Here is a 23967-nt window from a genome sequence, read left to right on the forward strand (position 1 = left end):
CATGGAACCGGCGACTTCAAAGACGGCCTAATATGCGTTATCAATTGCCCCCGCGTCGAATCAGCATGAAGCATTTGTTCCCCAGCACCGCCCTCGCTCTTTTCATTGGTCTCGGCCTCCTGCCGATGTCGACCAATACGTTCGCAGCCAATAGCTGGGACAACCTTCAGCCTGATCGCGATGAGGTAATTGCCAGCCTCAATGTCGTTGAACTGCTCAAGCGTCACCATTACAGCAAACCGCCGCTGGATGATGCGCGCTCGGTGATCATCTACGACAGCTACCTGAAGCTGCTGGATCCATCACGCAGCTACTTCCTGGCCAGCGATATCGCGGAGTTCGACAAATGGAAAACCCAGTTTGACGACTTCCTTAAAAGCGGCGACCTGAACGCCGGGTTCACCATCTACAAGCGTTACCTGGACCGGGTCAAATCCCGTCTGGACTTCGCCTTGGCTGAACTCAACAAAGGCGCCGACAAGTTCGACTTCACCGCCAAGGAAACCTTGCTGATCGATCGCAAGGACGCCCCTTGGCTCAAGACCACCGCCGAACTCGACGACCTGTGGCGCAAACGCGTCAAGGACGAAGTGCTGCGGATGAAGATTGCCGGTAAAGACCCCAAGCAGATTCAAGAAACGCTGACCAAGCGCTACAAGAATCAGTTGGCGCGCCTGGACCAGACCCGGGCCGAGGACATCTTCCAGGCCTACATCAATACCTTCGCCATGTCTTACGATCCGCATACCAACTATCTGTCGCCGGATAATGCGGAAAACTTCGATATCAACATGAGCCTGTCGCTGGAAGGTATCGGCGCCGTGTTGCAGAGCGATAACGACCAGGTCAAGGTCGTGCGCCTGGTGCCGGCAGGTCCGGCGGACAAGACCAAGCAAGTGGCTCCCGCGGACAAGATCATCGGTGTCGCCCAGGGCGACAAGGAAATGGTCGACGTCGTGGGCTGGCGCCTGGACGAAGTGGTCAAGTTGATTCGTGGCCCGAAAGGCACCCTGGTGCGCCTGGAAGTGATTCCGGCCAGCAATGCACCAAACGACCAGACCAGCAAGATCGTACCTATCACTCGCGAAGCGGTGAAGCTTGAAGATCAGGCGGTGAAGAAGTCGATCCTCAACCTCAAGCAGGACGGCAAGGACTACAAGCTCGGGGTGATCGAGATCCCGGCCTTCTACCTGGACTTCAAGGCCTTCCGTGCTGGCGATCCGGACTACAAGAGCACCACTCGTGATGTGAAGAAGCTGCTGACCGAGTTGCAGAAAGACAAGGTCGATGGCGTGGTCATCGACCTGCGCAACAACGGCGGCGGCTCCCTTCAGGAAGCCACTGAACTGACCAGCCTGTTCATCGACAAAGGCCCGACCGTCCTGGTACGCAACGCCGATGGCCGTGTGGATGTGCTGGAAGACGAAAACCCCGGCGCCTTCTACAAAGGCCCGATGGCGCTGCTGGTCAACCGCCTCTCGGCTTCGGCTTCGGAGATTTTCGCCGGCGCCATGCAGGACTACCACCGCGCGCTGATCATCGGTGGCCAGACCTTCGGTAAAGGCACGGTGCAGACCATTCAGCCTCTGAACCACGGTGAGCTGAAACTGACCCTGGCCAAGTTCTACCGGGTTTCCGGCCAGAGCACCCAGCATCAGGGCGTGTTGCCGGATATCGGTTACCCGTCGATCATCGACACCAAGGAAATTGGCGAAAGCGCCCTGCCTGAAGCAATGCCATGGGACACCATTCGCCCGGCCATCAAGCCGACGATAGATCCGTTCAAGCCGTTCCTGTCCCAGCTCAAGGCCGAGCATGAAGCCCGGTCGGCGAAAGATCCGGAGTTCGTGTTCATCCGTGACAAGCTGGCTCTGGCGCAGAAGCTGATGGCGGAAAAAACCGTCAGCCTCAACGAAGCCGATCGCCGTGCCCAGCATGCCGATATTGAAGCCAAGCAGCTGGCCCTGGAAAACGCTCGCCGCAAGGCCAAGGGCGAAGAGCCGCTCAAAGAGCTGAAGAAAGAAGACGAGGACGCGCTGGCCGCTGCCGAGCCGGACAAGACCAAGCCGGAAGACGACGCCTACCTGAGTGAAACCGGGCGCATTCTGTTGGACTATCTGAAGCTCAACACCTCGGTGGCCAAGCACTGAAGATGATGGCAATTTAATTCGATCGCTCCTCGGATCGTCATTAAACAGTCATCATTCTGTCGTGAAATAAAGGACCTGCCGCCGCTCCCGAATCAGGAGCGGCGGCAGGTCCTTTTTTAATCGACAGAGATCGCCATGACCACGACCGAACAGCTGAGTGCATTGAGTTCAATCCTGGCTCAAAGCAGTCTACACAGCCTGTTCCAGCCGATTGTTTCCCTTTCGCAGCGACGCATCCTCGGATACGAGGCCTTGAGTCGGGGTCCCTCCAATAGCCCGCTGCACTCCCCTGTCGCGCTGTTCGCGGTAGCGCGCCAGGCTGGACGCCTGAGCGAACTGGAGATCGCCTGCCGCTACAGCGCATGCAAACGTTTCAGCGAGCAGCAACTACCCGGCAAACTCTTCCTCAACGTCTCTCCGGAATCCCTGCTGGAAGCAGCTCACCAGCCCGGACGCACCCTGCAATTGCTCCAGGACTTCGGTATTCCACCCAGTCAGGTGGTGATCGAACTCACCGAGCAGACGCCAATTGATGATTTCCAACTGCTGCAGAATGCCCTGCATCATTACCGCGACATGGGCTTTTCCATTGCCCTGGACGACCTCGGCGCCGGTTACTCAAGCCTGCGCCTGTGGTCCGAGCTGCGACCGGACTACGTGAAGATCGACCGGCACTTCATCGACGGCATCCACCAGGACGCCCTCAAGCGCGAGTTCGTCGGCTCGATCCTGCAGATCGCCAAGGCCTCCCGCGCCCTGGTGATCGCCGAAGGGATCGAGATGGCCGAAGAACTGGCAGTGCTTACCGAGATGGGCGTTGATCTGATTCAGGGCTACCTGTTGTGCCGTCCTCAGGAACAACCACCTCGGGATGCCCGGGCAATGATGCCCAAGCATGACAACACCAGCGTGGCGCTGAACGACGAAGGCAGCGACCTCAGTGCGCTGCTTAAAGAACAGCCGGCGGTGGCCCGTGACATTCCGACCGCCAACGTGCTGGAGGCCTTCCGCCAGCAAGCCAATCTCAACTCTCTGGCGGTCCTTGACGAGCAGGGTCAGCCTTGTGGGATCGTCCACCGGCATTCGCTCTCGGACGCCTTGCTCAAGCCCTTTGCCACCGATCTTTTCGCCCGCAAACCCATCAGCCGGCTGATGAACGATGACTTCCTCGCCGTTGAGCTCAGCCAATCCCTGCAACAGGTCAGCCGCCTGATCACCAGCCGTGCCCGGCAACGCATTGAAGAAGACTTCATCATCACTCTAAACGGCCACTACCTGGGGCTGGGCCGGGTGATCGACGTACTCAAGCTGATCACCGAACTGAAGATCCAGCAGGCCCGCTATGCCAACCCACTGACCCTGCTACCAGGTAATGTGCCAATCCAGCAGTGCTTGACCCGGCTGTTGCAGCAAGGGCGAGAATCAGTCATCTGCTATGTGGACATCGACAGCTTCAAGCCCTTCAACGATATCTACGGCTACGGCCGCGGCGACGAAGTCCTGCTGTGCCTGGCGCAATGCCTGAATGATCGGGTGGACCCGAGCCGCGACTTTGTCGGGCATATTGGCGGGGATGATTTTCTGCTGGTGCTGGGGCCGGAAGACTGGCGCAAGCGGCTGAACCAGTTGCTGGACGACTTCCATAGCCAATGTCGACGCTTCTATCGCAGCGAACACCTGGAAGCCGGCTGTTTTGTCGCTCTCAATCGACAAGGGGTTCGCCAGGAGTTCCCCCTGCTGTCACTGTCCATCGGCGTGGTGCATTTGTATCCACAGGCCTGTGGACAACTGGATTCCAGCCAATTGGCGGAGCTGGCTTCCCAAGCCAAGCATCACGCCAAGAATGTGCAGGGCTACAGTATCCATGTGATCGATAGCCTGGAAACCGCAGCCTGCCTGGGTACCAGCGTTGTCAATGAGCCGACGCGGGATCGGGATCAGCCGACTGATTTAACTGCGTCAGCTTGAGATCCGCCAGAGGATGCCCGGCCTGGGCTGAGAGCTTCCACCAACGCGCCGCCTCTGCAGCGTCAGGCGCTTTGCTGGTGGATCCGGCAAGACTGATCACGCCAAGTTGATAGGCTGCTTTGCCGTCACCAGATAGCGCGGCCAGACGCAGCAGGCGGATGCCCTCCTCCCGCGCCCCAAGCCCTCGCCCACGAAAGGTTAGGATGTGCCCGTAGAAACTTTGCGCGTCGACGTCGCCCAAGTTGGCCATACGCGCGAACTGCCCTTCCATCCAGCGCCAACTACGAGGTTCGCGGACCAACCATGGCCAATGAAACAGCCGTCGCGCCAGCCAGTAACTGAGCCGTGCCTTGAGTCGCCAGAACATTTAAGCCTCCGCTGATTCGGGGTACTCGTACTCGAACACTCGCACCACTTCCGAGGCGTGCCATGAAGCGGCGGCAACGCCATCGGAAGGCCCGGAAAAACGCCCCAGGCGCTCCACGCATTCAAAGAATCCGGTGCGCGGCAAACGGCTGGCACCCTGGCTGATCACCAGGGAACTGCGCAATGGCTGCTCGGCCCGCGCATCCAGGGCGGCCAGATGTTCAAGCGCCGCGGTCAAGGTTTGCATGGCCGGGCTGGGTAACTGCAAACGCTCCAGCAACGCACGATAGGTTAAAAGATGGCGTTGACGACGGGCCTGATCCAACTCACCCAACAGCCCATCCCAGTGCTGACGACTGATCCTTACACTCACAATTGCTCCCTCCACCCCGGCACCGTCAACTCCCAAGCCAAGCTGCGGCGAATCGCAGCGTCGGGTAGACGCTCGCCACTTTCAATCAGGGCCAGGTAAGACGGACTGATACCTACTTTGCGGGCCAACGCCTCAATGGCGATGCCCTTCTCTTCACGCAGATTTCGTAGTTGATCCAGGCCCGGAAGACTCTGGGCTGGTGTCGCTGCCTGAGACGTTGCAGCAGCGTGCGGTGCTTGATCGGTGAAGCCTGCGGCTGTCAATAAAGCTTGATACTGAGCCCACGGCAGAACCGCATACTCGGGCTCGCCATCGCGTTCAATAATCTGGATATCCATTACTACCCCGTAGGACAACGACACTTAGCGAGTCGGACTTTTCCCTTGAAGTGTAATCCTAACAGCGGCGGCGGTCGCGGGGAGCATGATTGTTACGGGAGTAAGAAAATCACCTCAGTTTTTCCGTGGTGCCTCCAGTTGCAGCTGTTGGAGTGTATCCGGCAGCCGTTCGACCACCGCGAGTTTTTCCGGCACCTGGCGATTACGCCAGGAGCGGAAGGCATTGAGTTCGTCATCCAGGGTCTTCATCAACCACGCGAGCACGGCAATGTCATCGAGCATGCCGAATACAGGGATGAAATCAGGAATCGCGTCTACCGGACTGAGGAAGTACATCAGGCCCGCCACCACCGACAACAAGGCCTTGGGGCTGATGGCCCGGTACTCGCCCCGCCAGTAGGCCAAGCACAGCGCCTGCAACAGCCGCAGGTCCTCCTTGACCTTACCCAGGCGTCCACCCTGGCTGGCACCTTTGCTGGCCACCGCGAACAACAGCGTCGGCAAACGGCCGCGACTCAGCAACCGACCGGCCAAGGGTAGGAAACGGGCAAAATTCCAGGGTGCCTTCATCATCACTCCCACTGAAATGTTATCCACACAAATTGTGGATAACCTTGTGAACAGAGCTCTTTTTCACGGCTGCAAGCCCCGTTTCATAAGGGCTGAGCTCAGATCGGGCGTTTTTTACTCACATAAAAAAACCCATAATTTCATTGACTTGGCAGCCTTCAGCGACTAGCCATCGCCAACACCCTGTTCAGACCGCCTACGATGCTGCCGGTTCGGATTATTTGCCAGCAGCGTCCCGCAGAAACGACAACGCCCCGTAAAAACGGGGCGTTGCTTCAGGCGCTGACGCAGGTTACTTGGCGGCGTCCTGCTTGGCTGGATCCTTGATACCCAGCAGCTCCAATTCGAATACCAGTACCGAGTTGGCTGGAATCGCCGGGCTTGGGCTTTGCGCGCCGTAAGCCTGGTCGCTTGGGATGAACAGCTTGTACTTCTCACCAACGTGCATCAGTTGCAGGCCTTCGACCCAACCCGGGATCACACCGCTGACCGGCAGATCGATCGGGCTGCCACGCTCTACCGAGCTGTCGAACACTGTGCCGTTGGTCAGGGTACCGGTGTAGTGAACGGTCACTACGTCGGTCGCTTTCGGCTGAGCACCGTCGGCCTTCTTCAGCACTTCGTATTGCAGGCCGGAAGCGGTAGTAGTCACACCCGCTTTCTTGCCGTTTTCTTCGAGGAACTTCTTGCCTGCCGCAGCCGACTCTTCACTCATCTTGGCCATGCGCTCTTCAGCACGCTTTTGCAGCGCGGCAAAGGCTTCGACCAAGTCTTCATCTTTCAGCTTCTGTTCTTTCTTGCCGACGGCATCTTCAATGCCCTGGGCTACCGCTTTCGAATCCAGGTCATCCATGCCTTCCTGGGCAAGGCTTTTGCCCATGTTCAGGCCGATCCCGTAGGAAGCTTTTTGCGCCGGGGTTTTCAGCTCTACGCTGGTCTGCGAGTCACAACCCGCGAGTACCAGGCTAACCAGGGCCACCGCCGCCGCCAACCGATGCTGTTTCATGCTATTTCCTTGTTCATGCGCCTAAAGGGCAATCGAATAAAGCCGCGAGCTTATCAGGCGACCACGACCAATGGCTACCGGCGTAAGAGTAGTAAATGTCCGATAAGTTCACGTCTTTAAAAGCGTTTTTGTGCTCTGGGTACACCCTGCCCAGACAACTCAACTAGGCGTTTGAAAGGGCGCGAGTAACCTTAGCTCAAGTAATGGCTACTTGCCGCGTCAGTTGAGCTCAGGCATAAGGAAGCGAAATTCGACAAGGACGTACATCTTGCGCCTCTTATACCGTGTGTTGCTGTTAATTGCCGTGCTGATCGGCCTGACCCTGGCTGTGGTCCTGTACTACATCGCTAATCCGAGACTCCCCGCCTATATCCCGGTCGAGAAGGTGCACTACCTAAATCAATGGGATGCCGCCGACCGTCAGATCTTCTATTTCACCCCTCAAGGCACTCAGGTCAAAGGCCTACGCTATGAGTGGTTCACCGCCCTGGAACTGCCCTTCTCCCAGCAGCCCTTTGCGGCTCCCGAATACTTGGCACGCTTCGGCTTCCTGGTGGAGCCGGGACAAAAGGCTACTGCCGACAATCCCGGCAACCTGCCCGTGGGTTTCGCCCGGCACCAGAATCCCGGCAGCCAAGCCGAGTATCTGGACATCACCTGCGCCGCCTGCCACACCGGCGAGTTACGCTTCAACCATCAGGCACTGCGAATCGATGGCGGCTCGGCCCAGCATGTACTGCCCTCAAGCGTACCGACCCTGCGCGGTGGCAGCTTCGGCCAGGCCCTGGTGACCAGCCTGACGGCGACCTACTACAACCCGTGGAAATTCGAGCGCTTCGCCCGCAACGTGTTAGGCCAGGACTACAACGCCCAACACGAACAATTGCGCAAGGATCTCAAAGTCTCGCTGGACACTTTCCTCAAGGTGGCCTGGAACGACACACACCGCGGTCTTTATCCCACCGAAGAGGGCCCCGGCCGCACCGATGCCTTCGGCCGGATCGCCAACGCCAGCTTCGGTGATGCGATCTCCCCCGAGAACTACCGCGTGGCCAATGCCCCCGTGGATTACCCACAACTATGGGACATCTGGACCTTCGACTGGGTGCAGTGGAACGGCTCGGCACAACAACCCATGGCGCGCAATATCGGCGAAGCCCTTGGCGTCGGTGCAACCCTGAACCTGTTCGATGACGCCGGCCAACCTCTCAGCGGTGAGTCTCGTTATCCATCCAGCGTCCGGGTCCGCGATCTGAACAAGATCGAAGAAACCCTGCAACGACTCAAGCCGCCCACCTGGCCGGAGGAATTGCTGGGAGCCATTGACCAGCCGCTAGCAGCCAAAGGCCGGGAACTGTTTGCCAACCATTGCGCCGGGTGCCATGTCCCCAGCGTCAGCGACAACAACGGGCGCCCGGTGCAGCAACTGAAGATGCTGCCTGTCGCGGTCATCGGCACCGACCCGAACTCCGCCAGCAACATCGCCGACCTACGCTACGATTTGAGTGCCTTGCAGTGGGACATCACTGAACTGACCAAGTCCAACGTTCAACTGCACCCGACACCGACCGAGCCCCTGGACCTGCATCAGCTCTCGGCGGCCAAGGGCCTGGCCTATATCACTGCCTTCGTCGAAGAGCGCGCCTACCGCGACGCCCAGGTCACCCCAGAAGAACGCCCACGCCTGGACGGCTACGGGCTGCCCATTGGCGTACGTGAACTGCGCGCCTACAAGGCACGCCCACTGGCCGGGGTCTGGGCCACACCGCCGTTCCTGCACAATGGCTCGGTCCCCAGCCTTTACCAGTTGCTATCACCGCAATCAGAGCGCTCGACAACGTTCTATCGCGGCACCTTCGAATACGATCCGAAACACCTGGGCTATCGCACCGAGGCATTCGCCAACGGCTTTGAATTCGATACCCGTATCAGTGGCAACCACAACAGTGGCCATGAGTTCCGCGCCGGTCAGCGCGGTAACGGTGTAATCGGCCCGCTGCTGCAGCCTGAAGAACGCTGGGCATTGCTGGAATACCTGAAAGTTCTGGGCGGACCGCTGGAGTCGCAATTGCCATGAAACTCGATCTCGCAAGAAAACGGCCGTCCCTGCTGGGCCGGCTCTGGCTACGCCTAGGAGCCCTGCTGGGCAAGCTGGTACTGATTCTGCTGTGCGTCGGACTGATCGGATGGGGCCTGGCCAGCGCCTGGTTTGCCTGGCAGCACCGCGGCCCGGTGGCGGTGGAAGAACAGATTCCGACGGATGAGACCGCACGCACCCAAGACATTATCCAGACCGCCGTGCGCATCGTGGATCAGCACCGCGAAGGCACCCGCTACCTGCGTGACGCCCATGCCAAGGCCCACGGCTGCGTGAAAGCCGAAGTCCAGGTGCTCGCGGAGCTGGATCCGCAACTGCGCCAGGGAGTGTTCGCCACTCCCGGGCAAACCTGGCAAGCGCTGGTGCGCCTGTCCAACGGCAACGCTTATCCACAGTTCGACAGCATTCGCGATGCCCGTGGCATGGCGATCAAGCTGCTGGATGTCCCAGGACGGCAGCTGCTGCCCTCAGAGTCGGGTCGCCGCGAGCAGGATTTCGTGATGTTCAACCATCCGAACTTCTTCGTCAGTGATGTGGCCGAGTATCAACAGAACATCGGCGCTCAGGCGGACGGTAAGAAAGTCGGCGCCTTCTTCCCCACCTGGAATCCACGCAGTTGGCAGATCCGCCATCTGCTCATCGCTTTGGCGACTCTGTCACCGGCACCGGCCAGCCCGACCCAGACCACTTACTTTTCCGTCTCGCCCTACAAGTTCGGCAACGCCAACGCTAAATTCCGAGTACTGCCGGACCCGGACAGCTGTCCGAGCTACAAGCTGCCGACGCAAAATCAGGACCTGCCGAACTTCCTGCGCAGTGCTCTGCTGCAACAGCTGTCGACCGATCGAGTCGCCGCCTGCTTTGTCCTGCAGATCCAGCGCCAAGACCCAAGCCGCTTCATGCCGATCGAAGACACCAGCATCCAGTGGAAGGAGAGTGATTCAGCGTTTGAAACAGTGGCCCGAATGAAGATCCCCGCCCAGGACTTCGATACCCCGGCGCAGAACCTGGCGTGTGACAACCAATCCTTCAACCCCTGGTTCGGTCTGGAAGCCCATCGACCGATTGGCGGCATCAACCGTTTGCGCAAAGCTGTGTATGAAGCGGTCAGCGACTATCGGCACCGCCGTAATGCCGAACCGTAATCTGCACGCATAAAAAAGCCCCGACAAGTTCGGGGCTTTTTTATGCCTCGCCAACCGTCAGAAGTCGTAGCAGGCACCCAGCATCAGGTTGCGCGGGGCGGTATACGTGAAGCTGCAGAAGTTGGCATCCAAGGTGTGGATGTATTTTTATCGAATACATCCGACTGCAGAATTGCACCATCGCTGTCACACACGATCTGCGGCTTGAAGATGCTGGTATCGCAGACGTAGACCGAGTGATTGTCATTGAGGCCATAAACGACACCGGCACAGGGAGTGGCTTTACCGCTAAGCCGAGCGCTGTTGTGAGTGCTCAGCCCCCTAGCGCCACGGGGTGGTTGAGCATATCGCTGTCGCGACCGTTGCCAACCCATGCACCGAGGATCACCGCCAATTCATCGAGCGGCCTCAACGCACTCGTTCAAACAACCGAGCCGGCTTGGGAGGGATTTCTGGATCGACAGCGTGCTGCCAAGAGCAGACAAGAAATGCAGTGGCTGGGCCATGAACGAAAAAAAGCGGCCATAGGCCGCTTTTCTTGTAGCTCCCAGGCGTTCAGTGGGCCTGAAGGAGCGAATATGGCGCAGCGGACGGGACTCGAACCCGCGACCCCCGGCGTGACAGGCCGGTATTCTAACCGACTGAACTACCGCTGCGCGTAGCGTTGAAAGTAAGTGGTGGGTGATGACGGGATCGAACCGCCGACATTCTGCTTGTAAGGCAGACGCTCTCCCAGCTGAGCTAATCACCCTTTACCTTCGTTGCGGGGCGCATTATGCCACAGAAATTCATAATGTGTTGATTTAATTAATAATTTTATTAAAAAAATCGAATTTCAATGAACTGCAACACGACCCACGGAACTCTTTACAACAACTGCTTACAGCAAAAAGCCCGCGCTAGCGGGCTTTCTGTGGTGACCTGGCGTTCAGTGTTCCAGGTTACCGAATATGGCGCAGCGGACGGGACTCGAACCCGCGACCCCCGGCGTGACAGGCCGGTATTCTAACCGACTGAACTACCGCTGCGCGTAACACTGAATGCGAATGGTGGGTGATGACGGGATCGAACCGCCGACATTCTGCTTGTAAGGCAGACGCTCTCCCAGCTGAGCTAATCACCCTTCACGTTCGGTGTGGCGCGCATTCTACGGAGCAGCCATTACTCTGGCAAGCACTTTTTAAAATAATTTTATCAGGCCTTCCAAAGGCTTAGCGGAGGGTTGGCCTATGGAGCTGCGCGGAGAATAATGCCCCCCTTTGTATAAAGGAGAGATTCACCCCATGTGGTTCAAGAACCTGCTTATCTACCGCCTGACCCAAGATCTGCCTGTTGATGCGCAGGCGCTGGAAACTGCACTGGCGACCAAACTGGCGCGCCCCTGTGCAAGCCAGGAGTTGACCACTTACGGTTTCGTCGCTCCGTTCGGCAAAGGTGAAGACGCCCCCTTGGTCCACGTCAGCCAGGACTTCCTGCTGGTCGCGGCGCGCAAGGAAGAGCGCATTCTGCCAGGCAGCGTGGTACGCGACGCGGTGAAGGAAAAGGTCGAAGAGATCGAAGCCGAGCAGATGCGCAAGGTCTATAAGAAGGAACGCGATCAGATCAAGGATGAAATCATCCAGGCGTTCCTGCCCCGCGCCTTTATCCGCCGCTCCTCGACCTTCGCTGCCATCGCCCCGAAACAGGGCCTGATCCTGGTCAACTCGGCCAGCCCGAAACGTGCCGAAGACTTGCTCTCCACTCTGCGCGAAGTACTCGGCACCCTGCCCGTACGCCCACTGACCGTGAAAATTGCCCCGACGGCGATCATGACCGACTGGGTCAAGACCCAGAAAGCCGCCGACGACTTCTTTGTCCTCGATGAATGCGAACTGCGCGATACCCACGAAGACGGCGGCATTGTGCGCTGCAAGCGCCAGGACCTGACCAGCGAAGAAATCCAGCTGCACCTGAGTACGGGCAAAGTGGTCACTCAACTGTCCCTGGCCTGGCAGGACAAACTGTCCTTCATGCTCGACGACAAGATGGTGGTCAAGCGCCTGAAGTTCGAAGACCTGCTGCAGGATCAAGCAGAACAGGACGGCGGCGATGAGGCCCTCGGCCAACAGGACGCCAGCTTCACACTGATGATGCTGACCTTCGGCGACTTCCTGCCGGCGCTATTCGAAGCCCTGGGTGGCGAAGAGACGCCACAAGGCATCTGACGCCTTGCCTGGATAGCCGCTCTGCAACAGACGCCACCGCCTTCGGTGGCGTTTTCACATAATAAGGAACAGGTCATGCGCGCACTGGCTGCACTGAGCCGCTTTGTCGGCAACACCTTCGCTTACTGGGTACTGATTTTTGCCGTGCTGGCATTCTTTCAGCCTGGCTGGTTCATCGGCCTCAAAGGCGCCATCGTGCCCCTCCTGGGGCTGGTGATGTTCGGCATGGGCCTGACCCTGAAGCTCGAGGACTTTGCCGAGGTAGCCCGCCACCCCTGGCGCGTAGCACTGGGGGTGGTAGCGCATTTTGTGATCATGCCCGGTGTGGCCTGGGTGCTCTGCCAGGCCTTCCATCTGCCGCCGGAGATTGCCGTCGGCGTGATCCTTGTCGGCTGCTGCCCAAGCGGCACCTCGTCCAACGTCATGACCTGGTTGGCTCGGGGCGACCTGGCCCTGTCGGTGGCCATAGCCGCAGTGACCACCCTGCTCGCGCCGCTGCTGACTCCAGCGCTGATCTGGCTGCTGGCCTCAGCCTGGTTACCGGTGTCCTTCATGGAGTTGTTCTGGTCGATCCTGCAAGTGGTGCTGCTGCCAATCGTGCTGGGGGTACTGGCCCAGCGCCTGCTTGGCCATCGCGTGCAACGTGCAGTGGAAGTACTGCCACTGGTTTCGGTGGTCAGCATCGTCATCATCGTCACCGCCGTGGTGGCCGCCAGCCAGGCGAAGATCGCCGAGTCCGGCCTGCTGATCATGGCGGTAGTAATGCTGCACAACAGCTTCGGGTACTTGCTGGGCTACTTCACTGGGCGAGTGTTCAAGCTGCCGCTGGCCCAACGCAAATCCCTGGCCCTGGAAGTCGGCATGCAGAACTCCGGTTTAGGCGCGGCGCTGGCCAGTGCGCACTTTTCGCCGCTGGCGGCAGTACCCAGCGCGTTGTTCAGTGTCTGGCACAACATTTCCGGAGCCCTACTCTCGACCTACTTCCGTCGCATGCGCGACGAAACCGAGCAAGAACCGGAAACACAACTCAGCAATGACTGAGCAAAAAACTGATCGACCGATGAAAGCTGAGCAGTATACTGCGCAGCGCGAGGACGACCTCGCGACTCGATCGAGTGATTAATTCTGGGGACGACCCCATCAACCGATGAGGTCCGCATGTCCTGGATCATTTTGTTTTTTGCCGGTTTGTTTGAAGTGGGCTGGGCGGTCGGCCTGAAATACACCGATGGCTTCAGCCGTCCGCTGCCCACCGCCCTGACCATCATCGCGATGGCCATCAGCCTGGGCTTGCTGGGCCTGGCAATGAAGGAGCTGCCCCTGGGCACCGCCTATGCGATCTGGACCGGCGTTGGCGCCATTGGCACAGTGATCGCCGGGATTATCCTGTTCGGCGAATCCATGGCCATTATGCGCTTGGCCAGTGTGGCGCTGATCATCGCCGGCCTGGTGGGATTGAAAGTCAGCGCCAGCTGATAGCCCCGCCGCAGAAATAAAAACGCCCGCAACATTGCGGGCGTTTTTGTATCCGTCAGATCACTAGCGACGGGGTCCGCGCAACTGCCCCACCATCGCCTGCAACTGCACTGGCTCGGCAGCTTCCACGGCCACCATGGGCCCGGCCACCAAGGTCACTCGCGACCAGAAGCGATGGAACAAGCCTTTGTTCGGATCACGACTGAAGAAACTCCCCCACAAGCCTTGCAAAGCCAAGGGAATCACCAGCACTGGGGTTTCTTCGAGAATCCGCGTGAGGCCGCCCTTGAACTCGTTGATCTCGCCATCGGCAGTCAACTTACCCTCGGGAAAAATGCACACCAACTCACCATCACGCAGGTACTCGGCAATCTTCTTGAACGCTTTTTCATAGATCTGCAGGTCTTCGTGCCGACCAGCAATGGGGATGGTCCCAGCGGTACGGAAGATGAAGTTCAACACCGGCAGGTTGTAGATCTTGTAGTACATCACGAAGCGAATCGGCCGACGGACCGCTCCGCCGATCAGCAGGGCATCGACGAAAGACACGTGATTACACACCAGCAAGGCTGCCCCCTCATCGGGAATCAGCTCCAGGTTGCGATGCTCGACACGGTACATGGAATGGCTGAGCAGCCAGATCATGAAGCGCATGCTGAACTCGGGCACTACTTTGAAGATGTAGACGTTGACCGCGATATTGAGCAGCGACACCACCAGGAACAGATGGGGAATGGTCAGTTCGACCATGCTCAGCATGACAATGGAGACAATCGCCGACACCACCATGAACAGCGCATTGAGAATGTTGTTGGCCGCAATCACTCGGGCTCGCTCATTCTCCGGAGTACGGGACTGGATCAACGCATACAGCGGGACAATGTAGAAGCCACCAAAGACCCCAAGACCCAGCACGTCGAACAGCACCCACCAGGCATGGGTAAAGCCCAGCACTTCAATCCAGCCATGGCCGTTGGCGCTTTCCGGAATCCCACCAGAATGCCACCACAGCAACAGGCCGAAGACCGTCAGGCCAAAGGAGCCGAACGGCACCAGACCGATCTCGACCTTGCGCCCTGAAAGCTTCTCGCACAGCATCGAGCCTAATGCGATACCCACCGAGAACACGGTAAGGATCAGTGTCACCACGGTCTCGTCGCCGTGCATCCACTCCTTGGCATACGCCGGGATCTGGGTCAGGTAGATCGCCCCGACGAACCAGAACCAGGAGTTGCCGACAATCGATCGAGACACCGCCGGGGTCTGCCCTAGGCCCAGGCGCAACGTAGCCCAGGACTGACTGAAGATGTTCCAGTTCAGACGCATGTCCGGGGTAGCCGCAGCGGCCCGGGGAATGGCCCGGCTAGCCAGATAGCCCAGCACCGCGACACCGATGATGGCGCCCGAGACAATCGGCGCGTAATGCGCCGAGGACATCATGATCCCGGCACCGATAGTGCCCGCCAGAATCGCCAGGAAGGTGCCCATTTCCACCAGGCCGTTGCCTCCCACCAACTCTTCTTCACGCAGTGCCTGGGGCAAGATCGAATACTTCACCGGACCGAACAGCGCCGAATGGGTGCCCATGGCGAACAGCGCCACCAGCATCAGCGACAAGTGATCGAAGACGAATCCCACCGCCCCCACCAGCATGATCGCAATCTCACCCAACTTGATCAGGCGGATCAACGCATCCTTGGCGAACTTTTCGCCAAACTGCCCGGCCAGGGCCGAAAACAGAAAGAACGGCAAGATGAACAGCAAGGCACAGAGGTTGACCCAGATCGAGCGATCACCCTCGATGCTCAACTTGTAGAGAATGGCCAGGATCAACGATTGCTTGAAGATGTTGTCGTTGAAAGCGCCAAGGGACTGCGTGATGAAAAACGGCAGAAACCGCCGCTTGCGAAGCAAGGTGAACTGCGAGGGGTGACTCATCTTCCATGTCCCTGAGTGGCGTGGATACTGTTATTGGAATGTCGAACGTCGATCCAGGCCACAACCTTACCTATCTTTGGCGATTATTTCCGTAGGCTTGCAATACACGGCGAAACAAACAGCTCTCCTTTATATGCACCCTGGACCGTGCGCTTGGCCACGATCAGCCACATCGCCGCCAGGGCCACCACCAGCACCGCGCCGAACACACTGAAGAACCCCAGGTGCAAGGTGCTGCCCAGTTTCAGGGTGGCCAGCGAATACACGCCCAACGGGAAGGTGAAGCCCCACCAGCCGAGGTTGAAGGGGATGCCTTCACGCAGGTAGCGTCGGGTAATCAGCACCGCCATCAGCATCCACCACAGGCCAAACCCCCATAGCGTCAGCCCTGCCACAAGCCCCAGGCCGGCAGCAATCTCGCCGATACCTGGCAAGCCGTTGGCGCTGAAGATTGCCGGCGCATCGGCCCCCAGCACCAGCATACCCAGGGCGCCGGTACCAATCGGCCCCAAGGCCAGCCAGCTCGAGGCCGCCATGCTTTCGTGGGGCAATTTATGCAGGGCCATGCGCAGCAGCAGGATGGTCAGGATGCTGAATGCCACCGGCAGCGAAAAGGCCCACAGCACATAGCTGGTACTGAGCATCACCAGTTGCCCGTGGGCGTCCTGCAGATGGGGTGCCAGCAGGCCGCCACTGGCCGCCGCCACTTCAGCCGCCACCACCGGCAACAGCCAGACAGCGGTCATCTGATCGATGCTGTGTTCCTGGCGGGTGAACATCATGTAGGGGATCAGGATCCCGCACGCCAGGGACATCGCCACATCCAGCCACCAGAGTACTTGCGCCAGGTTCACGACACCCTCGCCCCAGCGAGGGATACCGAACAGCAGCAAGCCATTAATGATGGTCGCCAGGCCCATCGGAATGGTGCCAAAGAACATCGAGACCGTGGAATGCCCGAAAATCCGTCGCGCCTCATCGAAGAACAACACCCAGCGCGCGGTATACATCAGCGTAAACAACACGAACAAAGCGATGGTCAGCCACCAGAACCCCTCGGCCACCAGGTGCAGCCCGGGAACCTCGGCCGGCCACTGGGCCAGGGCCAACGCCAAGACGCCGGTGCCCATGGTGGCCGCGAACCAGTTGGGGGTGAATTGGCGAATGGCTTCGCGGGGGTGTTGTAAATGGCTCAAGGGCCGGTGGCCGGGTTTGCTGCTATGGGTACATGTCATGGCGTGTCTCCTGTCCCCTGATGAGGTGGAGCCAATGGTAGAACCTAATCGAATATCTATATAACGGGTAATTTCTCTATCTGTTATCTATTTTATAAATATACAGCTAGACACTGCCCTCGGACTCGATCACCAGCACTCTGGCGACCCCTTGCGGATGAGCCACGTGCTCGGTGCCAAGGTCGGCGTAGAAGATATCTCCAACCTCCAGCATCACCGCCTGCTCCCGACCTTCCTGGCGATAGTGCATCTGCACCCGGCCGGTCAGGACCACAAAAACTTCCTGGCCGTCATTGATGTGCCATCGATAGGGCTGGTCGGTCCAGTGCAGGCGCGTACTGATGCCATTCATGCTGGCAATATCCAGTGCCGCCCAGGCTCGATCACCGACAAACTCGGCACTGCGAATGACCTTCATGTCTTACTCCCCCACCGCGCTCCCATCGCTCCACCCAGTTGTCGAGCGGCTTCAACCCAGTAGCAGGCGAGACACAGCGCACGCCAGTCATTACCGATCAGCAGATAACGAAATACAGGGGACATGGTGTGCACTCCTTCAGAGCAAAAAGCGAGCATCCAGGGTGACCTTGGTCAGCGCTGTTAGTAAGTGGCCAGAAAGCCACCTTCCGATAGAATCGGGCCAATCCTTTCACCTTGGCCCAAGCATGCACGCCGATGTCGATCCACCTTTGCGCGTTGCGGTGATCGCCTTTGATGGCATCAGCCCCTTTCACCTGTCAGTACCATTGCTGGTATTCGATGAACAACACCAGGATTTCGAACTGCCACGCTTTCAGGTGCGAGTCTGTGCCTTCGAGAGCCTGCCACTGCGAACATCCGCCGGTTTCGAGATCACTGTCCACCACGACCTGAGCGAGTTGCACGAGGCTGACGTGATTGTCATGCCTTCCTGGCGCGACAGCCTGGAGCGACCGCCCCAAGTGCTGCTCGATGCGCTGTACAACGCTCATCAGCGGGGCGCACGCCTGGTGGGACTGTGCCTCGGGGCCTTTGTCCTGGCCGAGACCGGGCTCTTGAATGGCCACAAAGCCACTACTCACTGGCACTGGGCCCGGGCGTTCAGCGAAAAATACCCAGAGGTGGAACTGGACGCCGACGTGCTATATGCCCAAGCCGGTACCCTGCTCACTTCCGCAGGTACCGCTGCCGGGCTGGATTGCTGCCTGTATCTGCTACAACAGTTGTGCGGCGCCCAGAGCGCCCACAAGCTGGCCCGTCGCTTGGTGATCGCTCCTCATCGTTCCGGCGGCCAGGCCCAATTCATCGACCACCCCCTGCCCCAGGCTGGCGAGCGCAATCCTATGGGGCAGCTGTTGCAATGGCTGGGAGAGAACTTCACTCGGAACCACTCACTGGACTCACTGGCTGAGCGCGCAACCATGAGTCGACGCTCTTTCACTCGGCATTTCCGCCAACTGACTGGCACCACCTTGGGCCAATGGTTGCTTGGTCGACGCCTGAACCATGCCCAGCGCCTGCTGGAAACCAGCCAGCAGAGCATCGACGCCATTGCCGTGGAGTCAGGCTTTGTCAGCACTCTATCCATGCGCCAGCATTTCAATGCAGTGCTACATCTCTCCCCTTCGGCTTATCGGGCGCAGTACCGACGCCCTTGAGACGCCTGATTCAGAGTCCAGCGCCACAAGCCGAGGCTGAGCGGCGGCGCATCAGGGCCAACAGAGCGCCAAGGGACAGCAGGATCAGCACTGCCCCATAACCATCGGTGGTGGCAATCAGGCCGAAGCTGCGCGTGAGACTTCCTGCCAGCAGCGCCGGCAGGCAAAAGGCCAGATAACTCAACACATAAAACGCCGACATCAAGCCCGCCCGCTCGTGAGGCAAGGCCAGAGGCACCACGCTGCGCAGTGCACCGAGAAATCCGGCGCCAAAGCCACTGCCCAGCACCAGGGTGCCGAAGAAGAACAGCATCAGGCTGGCGCTATGCACCGCACCGAGAATCAGCATCACTCCCACCGCCAACAAGCCCGCCCCCAAACGCAGGACTTTGTCCGCCGGGCGCTGACGCAGGGAGAAGATCATCAGCGCGCCACTGAGTGTCAGCACGGCCACCAGTGCACCGCCGATCAGGTTCGAGGTGGACCCGGTAGCGGCCCGCACCAGGGACGGCGCCAGGGACAGATAAAAGCCGCCCACCGCCCAGACCGCCACATCCACCGGCAACGCCAGCCATAAAGCCCACCGTGCTTGTGGCGGGACATGCAGCCTGGGCCGCAGGGAAGCCCAGGCACCCGCTTGCGGACTGACACTTTCCGGCAGACGCCAGACATACAGCGCCTGGACCAGGAACACTCCCAGCAGCAACCAATAACTCAGTTGCAGCGGCCATGGCGCAAATTCCACCAGCAGGCTGGCTCCCATGGCACCACAAGCCATCCCCAGCAATGGAGCAACGCTATTGACCAAGGGCCCCTGCCGGCGGTCTGTGTCCAGCAACGCGGCACCGAGCACGCTGGTGGCCATGCCAGTGGCAAACCCCTGCATCACGCGCGCAGCAATCAGCCACTGCACACTGCTTTCATTGATGAACAGCAGCATTGCCAGGATATTGATCAGCAAGGCGACAAAAATCACCGGCCGGCGCCCCAGGTAATCCGACAGCGACCCCACTGTCAGCAAGGCCGCCAACAAGCTCAAGGCATAGACCCCGAAGACCAGGGTCAAGACTGCCGGCGAGAAGTGCAGGGATTCCTGATACAGGTGATACAGCGGCGTCGGTACGCTGGATGCCGCCAGAAAGCTGAGCAGGGTAATGGCCAGAAACACCAGACTGCGACGGTTAGACACGCAAGTGTCGATAACACCGGACATGAACACGCTCCACTAAAGCTAATATTTTGCTTTTGTGGAGTGTGCGACTGTCACGGGCTTAAAGCAAATTCTTTGTGTTAAGGTTCGACCCCATGACTATTAGAGAAGGTTTACGCCCTGGCGGTCGCAGCGCCCGGGTTCAGGAGTCCATCCATACCGCGGTCCGCGAGCTTCTTGACGAACAGGAACGCTCGACCCTGACCGTACCGCAGATCGCCAGCCGCGCCGGGGTCACGCCCTCGACCATCTATCGTCGCTGGGGCGACCTATCAGCCCTGCTAGCCGATGTCGCCCTGGCGCGCATGCGTCCGGATAGCGAACCAGCCAACACCGGCACCCTGCGCGGCGACCTGCAGGCCTGGGCCGAGCAATACCTGGATGAAATGAGTTCGGAACCTGGACGCAACATGATGCGCGACGTGCAATGCAGCGCGACCCCAGGCTATTGCGTGACCATCCTCAGCGCTCAGTTGCAGAGCATTATCGAACGCTATCCGGGCAGCGAAGAAAACCTGCCGGGCATCGACCGCCTGCTGAACCTGATAGTAGCGCCCACGGTGTTCCGAATTCTGTTCTCCGCCGCACCGCTGCCGGTGCAGGAACTCCATGAACTGATCGAGATTGCCCTGCAGCCATAGCCCGCCCGCACGGCTGTACAGCCGTGCGACATCAGGCCGCGCTGAGACCTTGGTCGACACTGACGCCAACTCAACATCGTGCCAGACTGTCTGGCCGGGCTGAGGTGCCCGGCGTCTTTGCTTCGGAGTTTCCATGTCGTTGTCCAGCGGGCTGATCGCCGCCGTTGCCCTGGCCTATATGGCCATCATGTTCGCCATCGCCTTCTACGGTGATCGTCGCAGCACGCCCCTGCCACCGCGGGTACGGGCCTGGGTATACAGCCTGTCGCTGGCCGTCTATTGCACCAGCTGGACCTTCTTTGGCGCAGTGGGCCAAGCCGCCGAACAACTCTGGGCGTTCCTGCCGATCTACCTGGGCCCCATCCTGCTGCTGGTGTTCGCGCCCTGGGTGTTGCAGAAGATGGTGATGATCAGCAAACAGGAGAACATCACCTCCATCGCCGACTTCATTGCCGCCCGCTATGGCAAATCCCAGTCCCTGGCAGTGGTGGTGGCGTTGATCTGCATGGTGGGGGTGCTGCCCTACATTGCCCTGCAACTCAAAGGCATCGTGCTCGGGGTCAACCTGCTGATCGGCGCCGGAGCCGACGCCATGGGCACGCGAGCACAGGACACGGCGCTGATCGTGTCGCTGATCCTGGCCCTGTTCACCATCGTCTTCGGCACCCGCAACCTCGACGCCACCGAACACCACCGGGGCATGGTGCTGGCGATTGCCTTCGAATCCCTGGTCAAGCTGTTTGCCTTCCTCGCCGTGGGCGCCTTTGTGACCTTTGGCCTGTATGACGGCTTCGACGACCTGTTCAACCAGGCCATGCTGGCACCGCGCCTGGAGCAGTACTGGAAGGAAACCATCAACTGGCCGTCGATGGTGGTCCAGACCGGTGTAGCAATGATGGCGATCATCTGCCTGCCACGGCAGTTCCACGTCACCGTGGTGGAGAACATCGAACCCCAGGATCTGCGCCTTGCCAAATGGGTGTTTCCGGCCTACCTGGCCCTGGCCGCACTGTTTGTAGTGCCCATCGCCCTGGCTGGGCAAATGCTCCTGCCCAGCAGTGTGTTGCCAGACTCCTTCGTCATCAGCCTGCCCCTGGCCCAGGCCCATCCGGCCCTGGCCCTGTTGGCATTCATCGGTGGCGCATCGGCGGCCACCGGCATGGTGATCGTCGCCAGCGTCGCGCTATCGACTATGGTTTCTAACGACATGCTGCTGCCCTGGCTGCTGCGGCACAAAAACGCCGAACGGCCTTTCGAAGTCTTCCGCCACTGGATGCTCTCGGTACGCCGGGTCAGCATCGTCGCCATCTTGTTACTGGCCTACGTCAGTTATCGCCTGCTGGGCTCCACAGCCAGCCTGGCCACCATCGGCCAGATCGCCTTCGCTGCCGTGACCCAACTGGCCCCAGCCATGCTCGGTGCGTTGTACTGGAAACAAGCCAACCGTCGCGGCGTTTTCGCCGGCCTGGCAACCGGCACCTTCCTTTGGTTCTACACCCTGGTCCTACCCATCGCCGCCCACAGCCTGGGCTGGTCCCTGAACAGCTTCCCAGGTTTGGCCTGGCTGCACGGCAACCCACTGAACCTGCCGATCACCCCATTGACCCAAGGCGTAGTGCTGTCCCTGGCCGGCAACTTCACGCTGTTCGCCTGGGTCTCGGTGCTATCGCGCACCCGGGTTTCCGAACACTGGCAAGCCGGGCGCTTCATCGGCCAGGAGATCAGCGGACGTCTCGGCTCACGCTCGATGCTGTCGGTGCAGATCGACGACCTGCTGAAGCTGGCAGCCCGCTTTGTCGGTGAAGAACGCGCCCGCCAGAGCTTCATCCGCTTCGCCTACCGCCAGGGCAAAGGCTTCAACCCCAACCAGAACGCCGACGGCGAGTGGATCGCGCACACCGAACGCCTGCTGGCCGGGGTCCTTGGGGCCTCCTCGACCCGCGCCGTGGTCAAGGCCGCCATCGAAGGGCGGGAGATGCAACTGGAGGATGTGGTACGTATCGCCGACGAAGCATCCGAGGTGCTGCAGTTCAACCGTGCACTGCTACAGGGAGCGATCGAAAACATCACCCAGGGCATCAGCGTGGTGGACCAGTCGCTGAAACTAGTGGCCTGGAACCGTCGCTATCTGGAGCTGTTCAACTACCCCGAAGGCTTGATCAGTGTCGGTAGGCCAATTGCCGACATCATTCGGCACAATGCCGAACGCGGCCTGTGCGGCCCCGGCGAAGCGGAAGTCCACGTGGCGCGGCGCCTGCACTGGATGCGCCAGGGACGGGCCCACACTTCCGAACGACTGTTCCCCAATGGCCGGGTCATCGAGTTGATCGGCAACCCAATGCCCGGCGGCGGCTTCGTCATGAGTTTCACCGACATCACCCCGTTCCGCGAAGCCGAACAAGCCCTCACCGAAGCCAACGAAGGCCTGGAACAGCGGGTAGCCGAACGTACCCACGAACTGTCACAACTCAACGCGGCGCTGACCGAAGCCAAGGGCACGGCGGAAGCCGCCAACCAGTCCAAGACCCGCTTTCTGACAGCGGTCAGTCATGACCTGATGCAACCCTTGAACGCCGCACGCCTGTTCTCCGCCGCCCTCTCCCACCAGGACGATGGGCTGTCTGCCGACGCCCAGCAACTGGTCCAGCACCTGGACAGTTCGTTACGCTCTGCAGAAGACCTGATCAGCGACCTGCTGGACATCTCGCGCCTGGAAAACGGCAAGATCACCCCCGATCGCAAGCCCTTCGCCCTCAATGAACTGTTCGACACCCTGGGCACCGAATTCAAGGCCCTGGCCCAGGAACAGGGCTTGCAGTTTCGCGTGCGCGGCAGTCGCCTGCGTATTGACAGCGACAGCAAGCTGTTGCGGCGGGTCCTGCAGAACTTCCTGACCAACGCCTTCCGCTACGCCAAGGGTCCGGTACTGCTGGGAGCGCGTCGCCATGGAGACTCACTGAGTCTGGAGGTCTGGGACCAGGGACCAGGCATTCCGCTGGACAAGCAGCAGGTGATTTTCGAGGAATTCAAGCGCCTGGACAGCCATCAGACCCGCGCCGAGAAAGGCCTGGGACTGGGACTGGCGATTGCCGACGGCCTGTGCCGGGTGCTCGGCCATCCCTTGCAGGTGCGTTCATGGCCTGGCAAAGGCAGTGTGTTCAGTGTCAGCGTGCCCCTGGTCCTCAGCAGCGCAGTCGCGCCAGACAAGGCTACCGAACTGAACGGGCAGCCCCTCAACGGCGGGCAAGTGCTCTGCGTAGATAATGAAGACAGTATTCTGATCGGCATGAACAGCCTGCTTACACGCTGGGGCTGCCAGGTCTGGACCGCGCGCAACCGTGATGAGTGCGCCGCGCTGCTCAAGGAGGGGGTCCGCCCGCAATTGGCGCTGGTGGACTACCACCTGGACGACGGCGAAACCGGCACCGAGGTCATGGCCTGGCTACGCACACAACTGGGCGAACCGGTGCCCGGAGTGGTCATCAGCGCCGATGGCCGTCCGGAGATGGTCACCCAGGTACATGCAGCGGGACTGGACTATCTGGCCAAGCCGGTGAAGCCCGCGGCGTTGCGCGCCCTGCTGAGCCGGCATCTGCCCTTGGGTTGATGACC

General features: G+C 59.8%; 19 protein-coding genes and 4 tRNA genes. 10 read left to right on the plus strand and 13 right to left on the minus strand.

Going from position 1 to position 23967, the window contains the following annotated elements; translation table 11 throughout:
- The first annotated feature begins 65 nt into the window (after positions 1–65).
- A complete protein-coding gene (locus tag GV818_RS07245) occupies positions 66–2150 on the plus strand; it encodes a carboxy terminal-processing peptidase (RefSeq protein ID WP_178124784.1) in 2085 nt (694 codons plus the stop codon).
- Positions 2151–2285: 135 nt separating this feature from the next.
- The gene (locus GV818_RS07250; RefSeq protein ID WP_161755909.1) at positions 2286–4118 is read left to right on the plus strand and encodes a bifunctional diguanylate cyclase/phosphodiesterase; all 1833 of its coding nucleotides are present in this window, start codon (positions 2286–2288) and stop codon (positions 4116–4118) included.
- On the opposite strand, the gene GV818_RS07255 is transcribed toward GV818_RS07250, so the two are convergent.
- From GV818_RS07255 to GV818_RS07275, 5 genes are all read right to left on the minus strand, one after another.
- Entirely contained in the window at positions 4063–4485 is a 423-nt protein-coding gene (locus GV818_RS07255) for a sel1 repeat family protein (RefSeq protein WP_161755910.1), read from the minus strand. The genes GV818_RS07250 and GV818_RS07255 overlap by 56 nt on opposite strands.
- Positions 4486–4857: a hypothetical protein gene (locus tag GV818_RS07260; RefSeq protein ID WP_003179080.1), complete on the minus strand. Its 372-nt coding sequence runs from the start codon at positions 4855–4857 to the stop codon at positions 4486–4488.
- Positions 4854–5195, minus strand: coding sequence for a helix-turn-helix domain-containing protein (locus tag GV818_RS07265; protein WP_161776206.1), 342 nt, complete (start codon positions 5193–5195; stop codon positions 4854–4856). Before GV818_RS07265 ends, GV818_RS07260 begins: the two co-directional genes overlap by 4 nt.
- 114 nt (positions 5196–5309) lie before the next feature.
- Positions 5310–5765, minus strand: coding sequence for a YkvA family protein (locus tag GV818_RS07270; RefSeq protein WP_161776207.1), 456 nt, complete (start codon positions 5763–5765; stop codon positions 5310–5312).
- Positions 5766–6057: 292 nt separating this feature from the next.
- On the minus strand, positions 6058–6771 hold the full coding sequence (locus tag GV818_RS07275; RefSeq protein WP_161755913.1) for an FKBP-type peptidyl-prolyl cis-trans isomerase: 714 nt from the start codon (positions 6769–6771) through the stop codon (positions 6058–6060).
- A 268-nt stretch (positions 6772–7039) separates the two neighbouring features.
- On the opposite strand from GV818_RS07275, the gene GV818_RS07280 reads away from it, so the two are divergent.
- Positions 7040–8848: a di-heme-cytochrome C peroxidase gene (locus tag GV818_RS07280; RefSeq protein WP_178124786.1), complete on the plus strand. Its 1809-nt coding sequence runs from the start codon at positions 7040–7042 to the stop codon at positions 8846–8848.
- Positions 8845–10014 carry a catalase family protein gene (locus GV818_RS07285; RefSeq protein ID WP_161776208.1) on the plus strand — a complete coding sequence of 390 codons (1170 nt, stop codon included), beginning with the start codon at positions 8845–8847 and terminating at the stop codon, positions 10012–10014. Before GV818_RS07280 ends, GV818_RS07285 begins: the two co-directional genes overlap by 4 nt.
- Before the next feature lie 579 nt (positions 10015–10593).
- Here the strand turns inward: GV818_RS07285 and GV818_RS07290 are convergent.
- The 4 genes from GV818_RS07290 to GV818_RS07305 form a co-directional block, all read right to left on the minus strand.
- Positions 10594–10670, minus strand: a tRNA-Asp gene (locus tag GV818_RS07290).
- A 19-nt stretch (positions 10671–10689) separates the two neighbouring features.
- Positions 10690–10765, minus strand: a tRNA-Val gene (locus GV818_RS07295).
- 200 nt (positions 10766–10965) lie between these two features.
- Positions 10966–11042, minus strand: a tRNA-Asp gene (locus GV818_RS07300).
- Positions 11043–11061: 19 nt separating this feature from the next.
- Positions 11062–11137, minus strand: a tRNA-Val gene (locus GV818_RS07305).
- A 160-nt stretch (positions 11138–11297) separates the two neighbouring features.
- Between GV818_RS07305 and rdgC the strand changes: the two genes are divergently transcribed.
- From rdgC to sugE, 3 genes are all read left to right on the plus strand, one after another.
- A complete protein-coding gene (rdgC, locus tag GV818_RS07310) occupies positions 11298–12218 on the plus strand; it encodes a recombination-associated protein RdgC (RefSeq protein WP_161755915.1) in 921 nt (306 codons plus the stop codon).
- Positions 12219–12293: 75 nt separating this feature from the next.
- Positions 12294–13259 carry a bile acid:sodium symporter family protein gene (locus tag GV818_RS07315; protein ID WP_161776209.1) on the plus strand — a complete coding sequence of 322 codons (966 nt, stop codon included), beginning with the start codon at positions 12294–12296 and terminating at the stop codon, positions 13257–13259.
- A gap of 117 nt (positions 13260–13376) precedes the next feature.
- Positions 13377–13694: a quaternary ammonium compound efflux SMR transporter SugE gene (sugE, locus tag GV818_RS07320; protein ID WP_161755916.1), complete on the plus strand. Its 318-nt coding sequence runs from the start codon at positions 13377–13379 to the stop codon at positions 13692–13694.
- 63 nt (positions 13695–13757) lie between these two features.
- Here the strand turns inward: sugE and GV818_RS07325 are convergent, their stop codons facing one another.
- From GV818_RS07325 to GV818_RS07335, 3 genes are all read right to left on the minus strand, one after another.
- Entirely contained in the window at positions 13758–15632 is a 1875-nt protein-coding gene (locus tag GV818_RS07325) for an MFS transporter (RefSeq protein ID WP_161776210.1), read from the minus strand.
- Positions 15633–15715: 83 nt separating this feature from the next.
- Positions 15716–16867 (minus strand): TDT family transporter, encoded by a 1152-nt coding sequence (locus tag GV818_RS07330; RefSeq protein ID WP_161776212.1) that lies wholly within the window; start codon positions 16865–16867, stop codon positions 15716–15718.
- Between the two features lie 106 nt (positions 16868–16973).
- Positions 16974–17285 carry a cupin gene (locus GV818_RS07335; protein ID WP_161755919.1) on the minus strand — a complete coding sequence of 104 codons (312 nt, stop codon included), beginning with the start codon at positions 17283–17285 and terminating at the stop codon, positions 16974–16976.
- A gap of 247 nt (positions 17286–17532) precedes the next feature.
- Here GV818_RS07335 and GV818_RS07340 point away from each other — a divergent pair, with 247 nt between their 5' ends.
- Complete coding sequence (locus GV818_RS07340; RefSeq protein WP_161776214.1) at positions 17533–18504, plus strand: GlxA family transcriptional regulator; 972 nt, start codon at positions 17533–17535, stop codon at positions 18502–18504.
- 10 nt (positions 18505–18514) lie between these two features.
- Here GV818_RS07340 and GV818_RS07345 read toward each other — a convergent pair whose 3' ends face one another.
- Entirely contained in the window at positions 18515–19717 is a 1203-nt protein-coding gene (locus GV818_RS07345) for an MFS transporter (RefSeq protein WP_161776216.1), read from the minus strand.
- A 92-nt stretch (positions 19718–19809) separates the two neighbouring features.
- Between GV818_RS07345 and GV818_RS07350 the strand changes: the two genes are divergently transcribed.
- Together GV818_RS07350 and GV818_RS07355 are read left to right on the plus strand one after the other, a co-directional pair.
- On the plus strand, positions 19810–20355 hold the full coding sequence (locus GV818_RS07350) for a TetR/AcrR family transcriptional regulator (RefSeq protein WP_161755922.1): 546 nt from the start codon (positions 19810–19812) through the stop codon (positions 20353–20355).
- A gap of 133 nt (positions 20356–20488) precedes the next feature.
- The gene (locus GV818_RS07355; protein ID WP_161776218.1) at positions 20489–23962 is read left to right on the plus strand and encodes a hybrid sensor histidine kinase/response regulator; all 3474 of its coding nucleotides are present in this window, start codon (positions 20489–20491) and stop codon (positions 23960–23962) included.
- The last annotated feature ends 5 nt before the right edge of the window (positions 23963–23967 follow it).

Source organism: Pseudomonas sp. Fl4BN1 (genome assembly GCF_009908285.1).
Taxonomy (GTDB): Bacteria; Pseudomonadota; Gammaproteobacteria; order Pseudomonadales; family Pseudomonadaceae; genus Aquipseudomonas.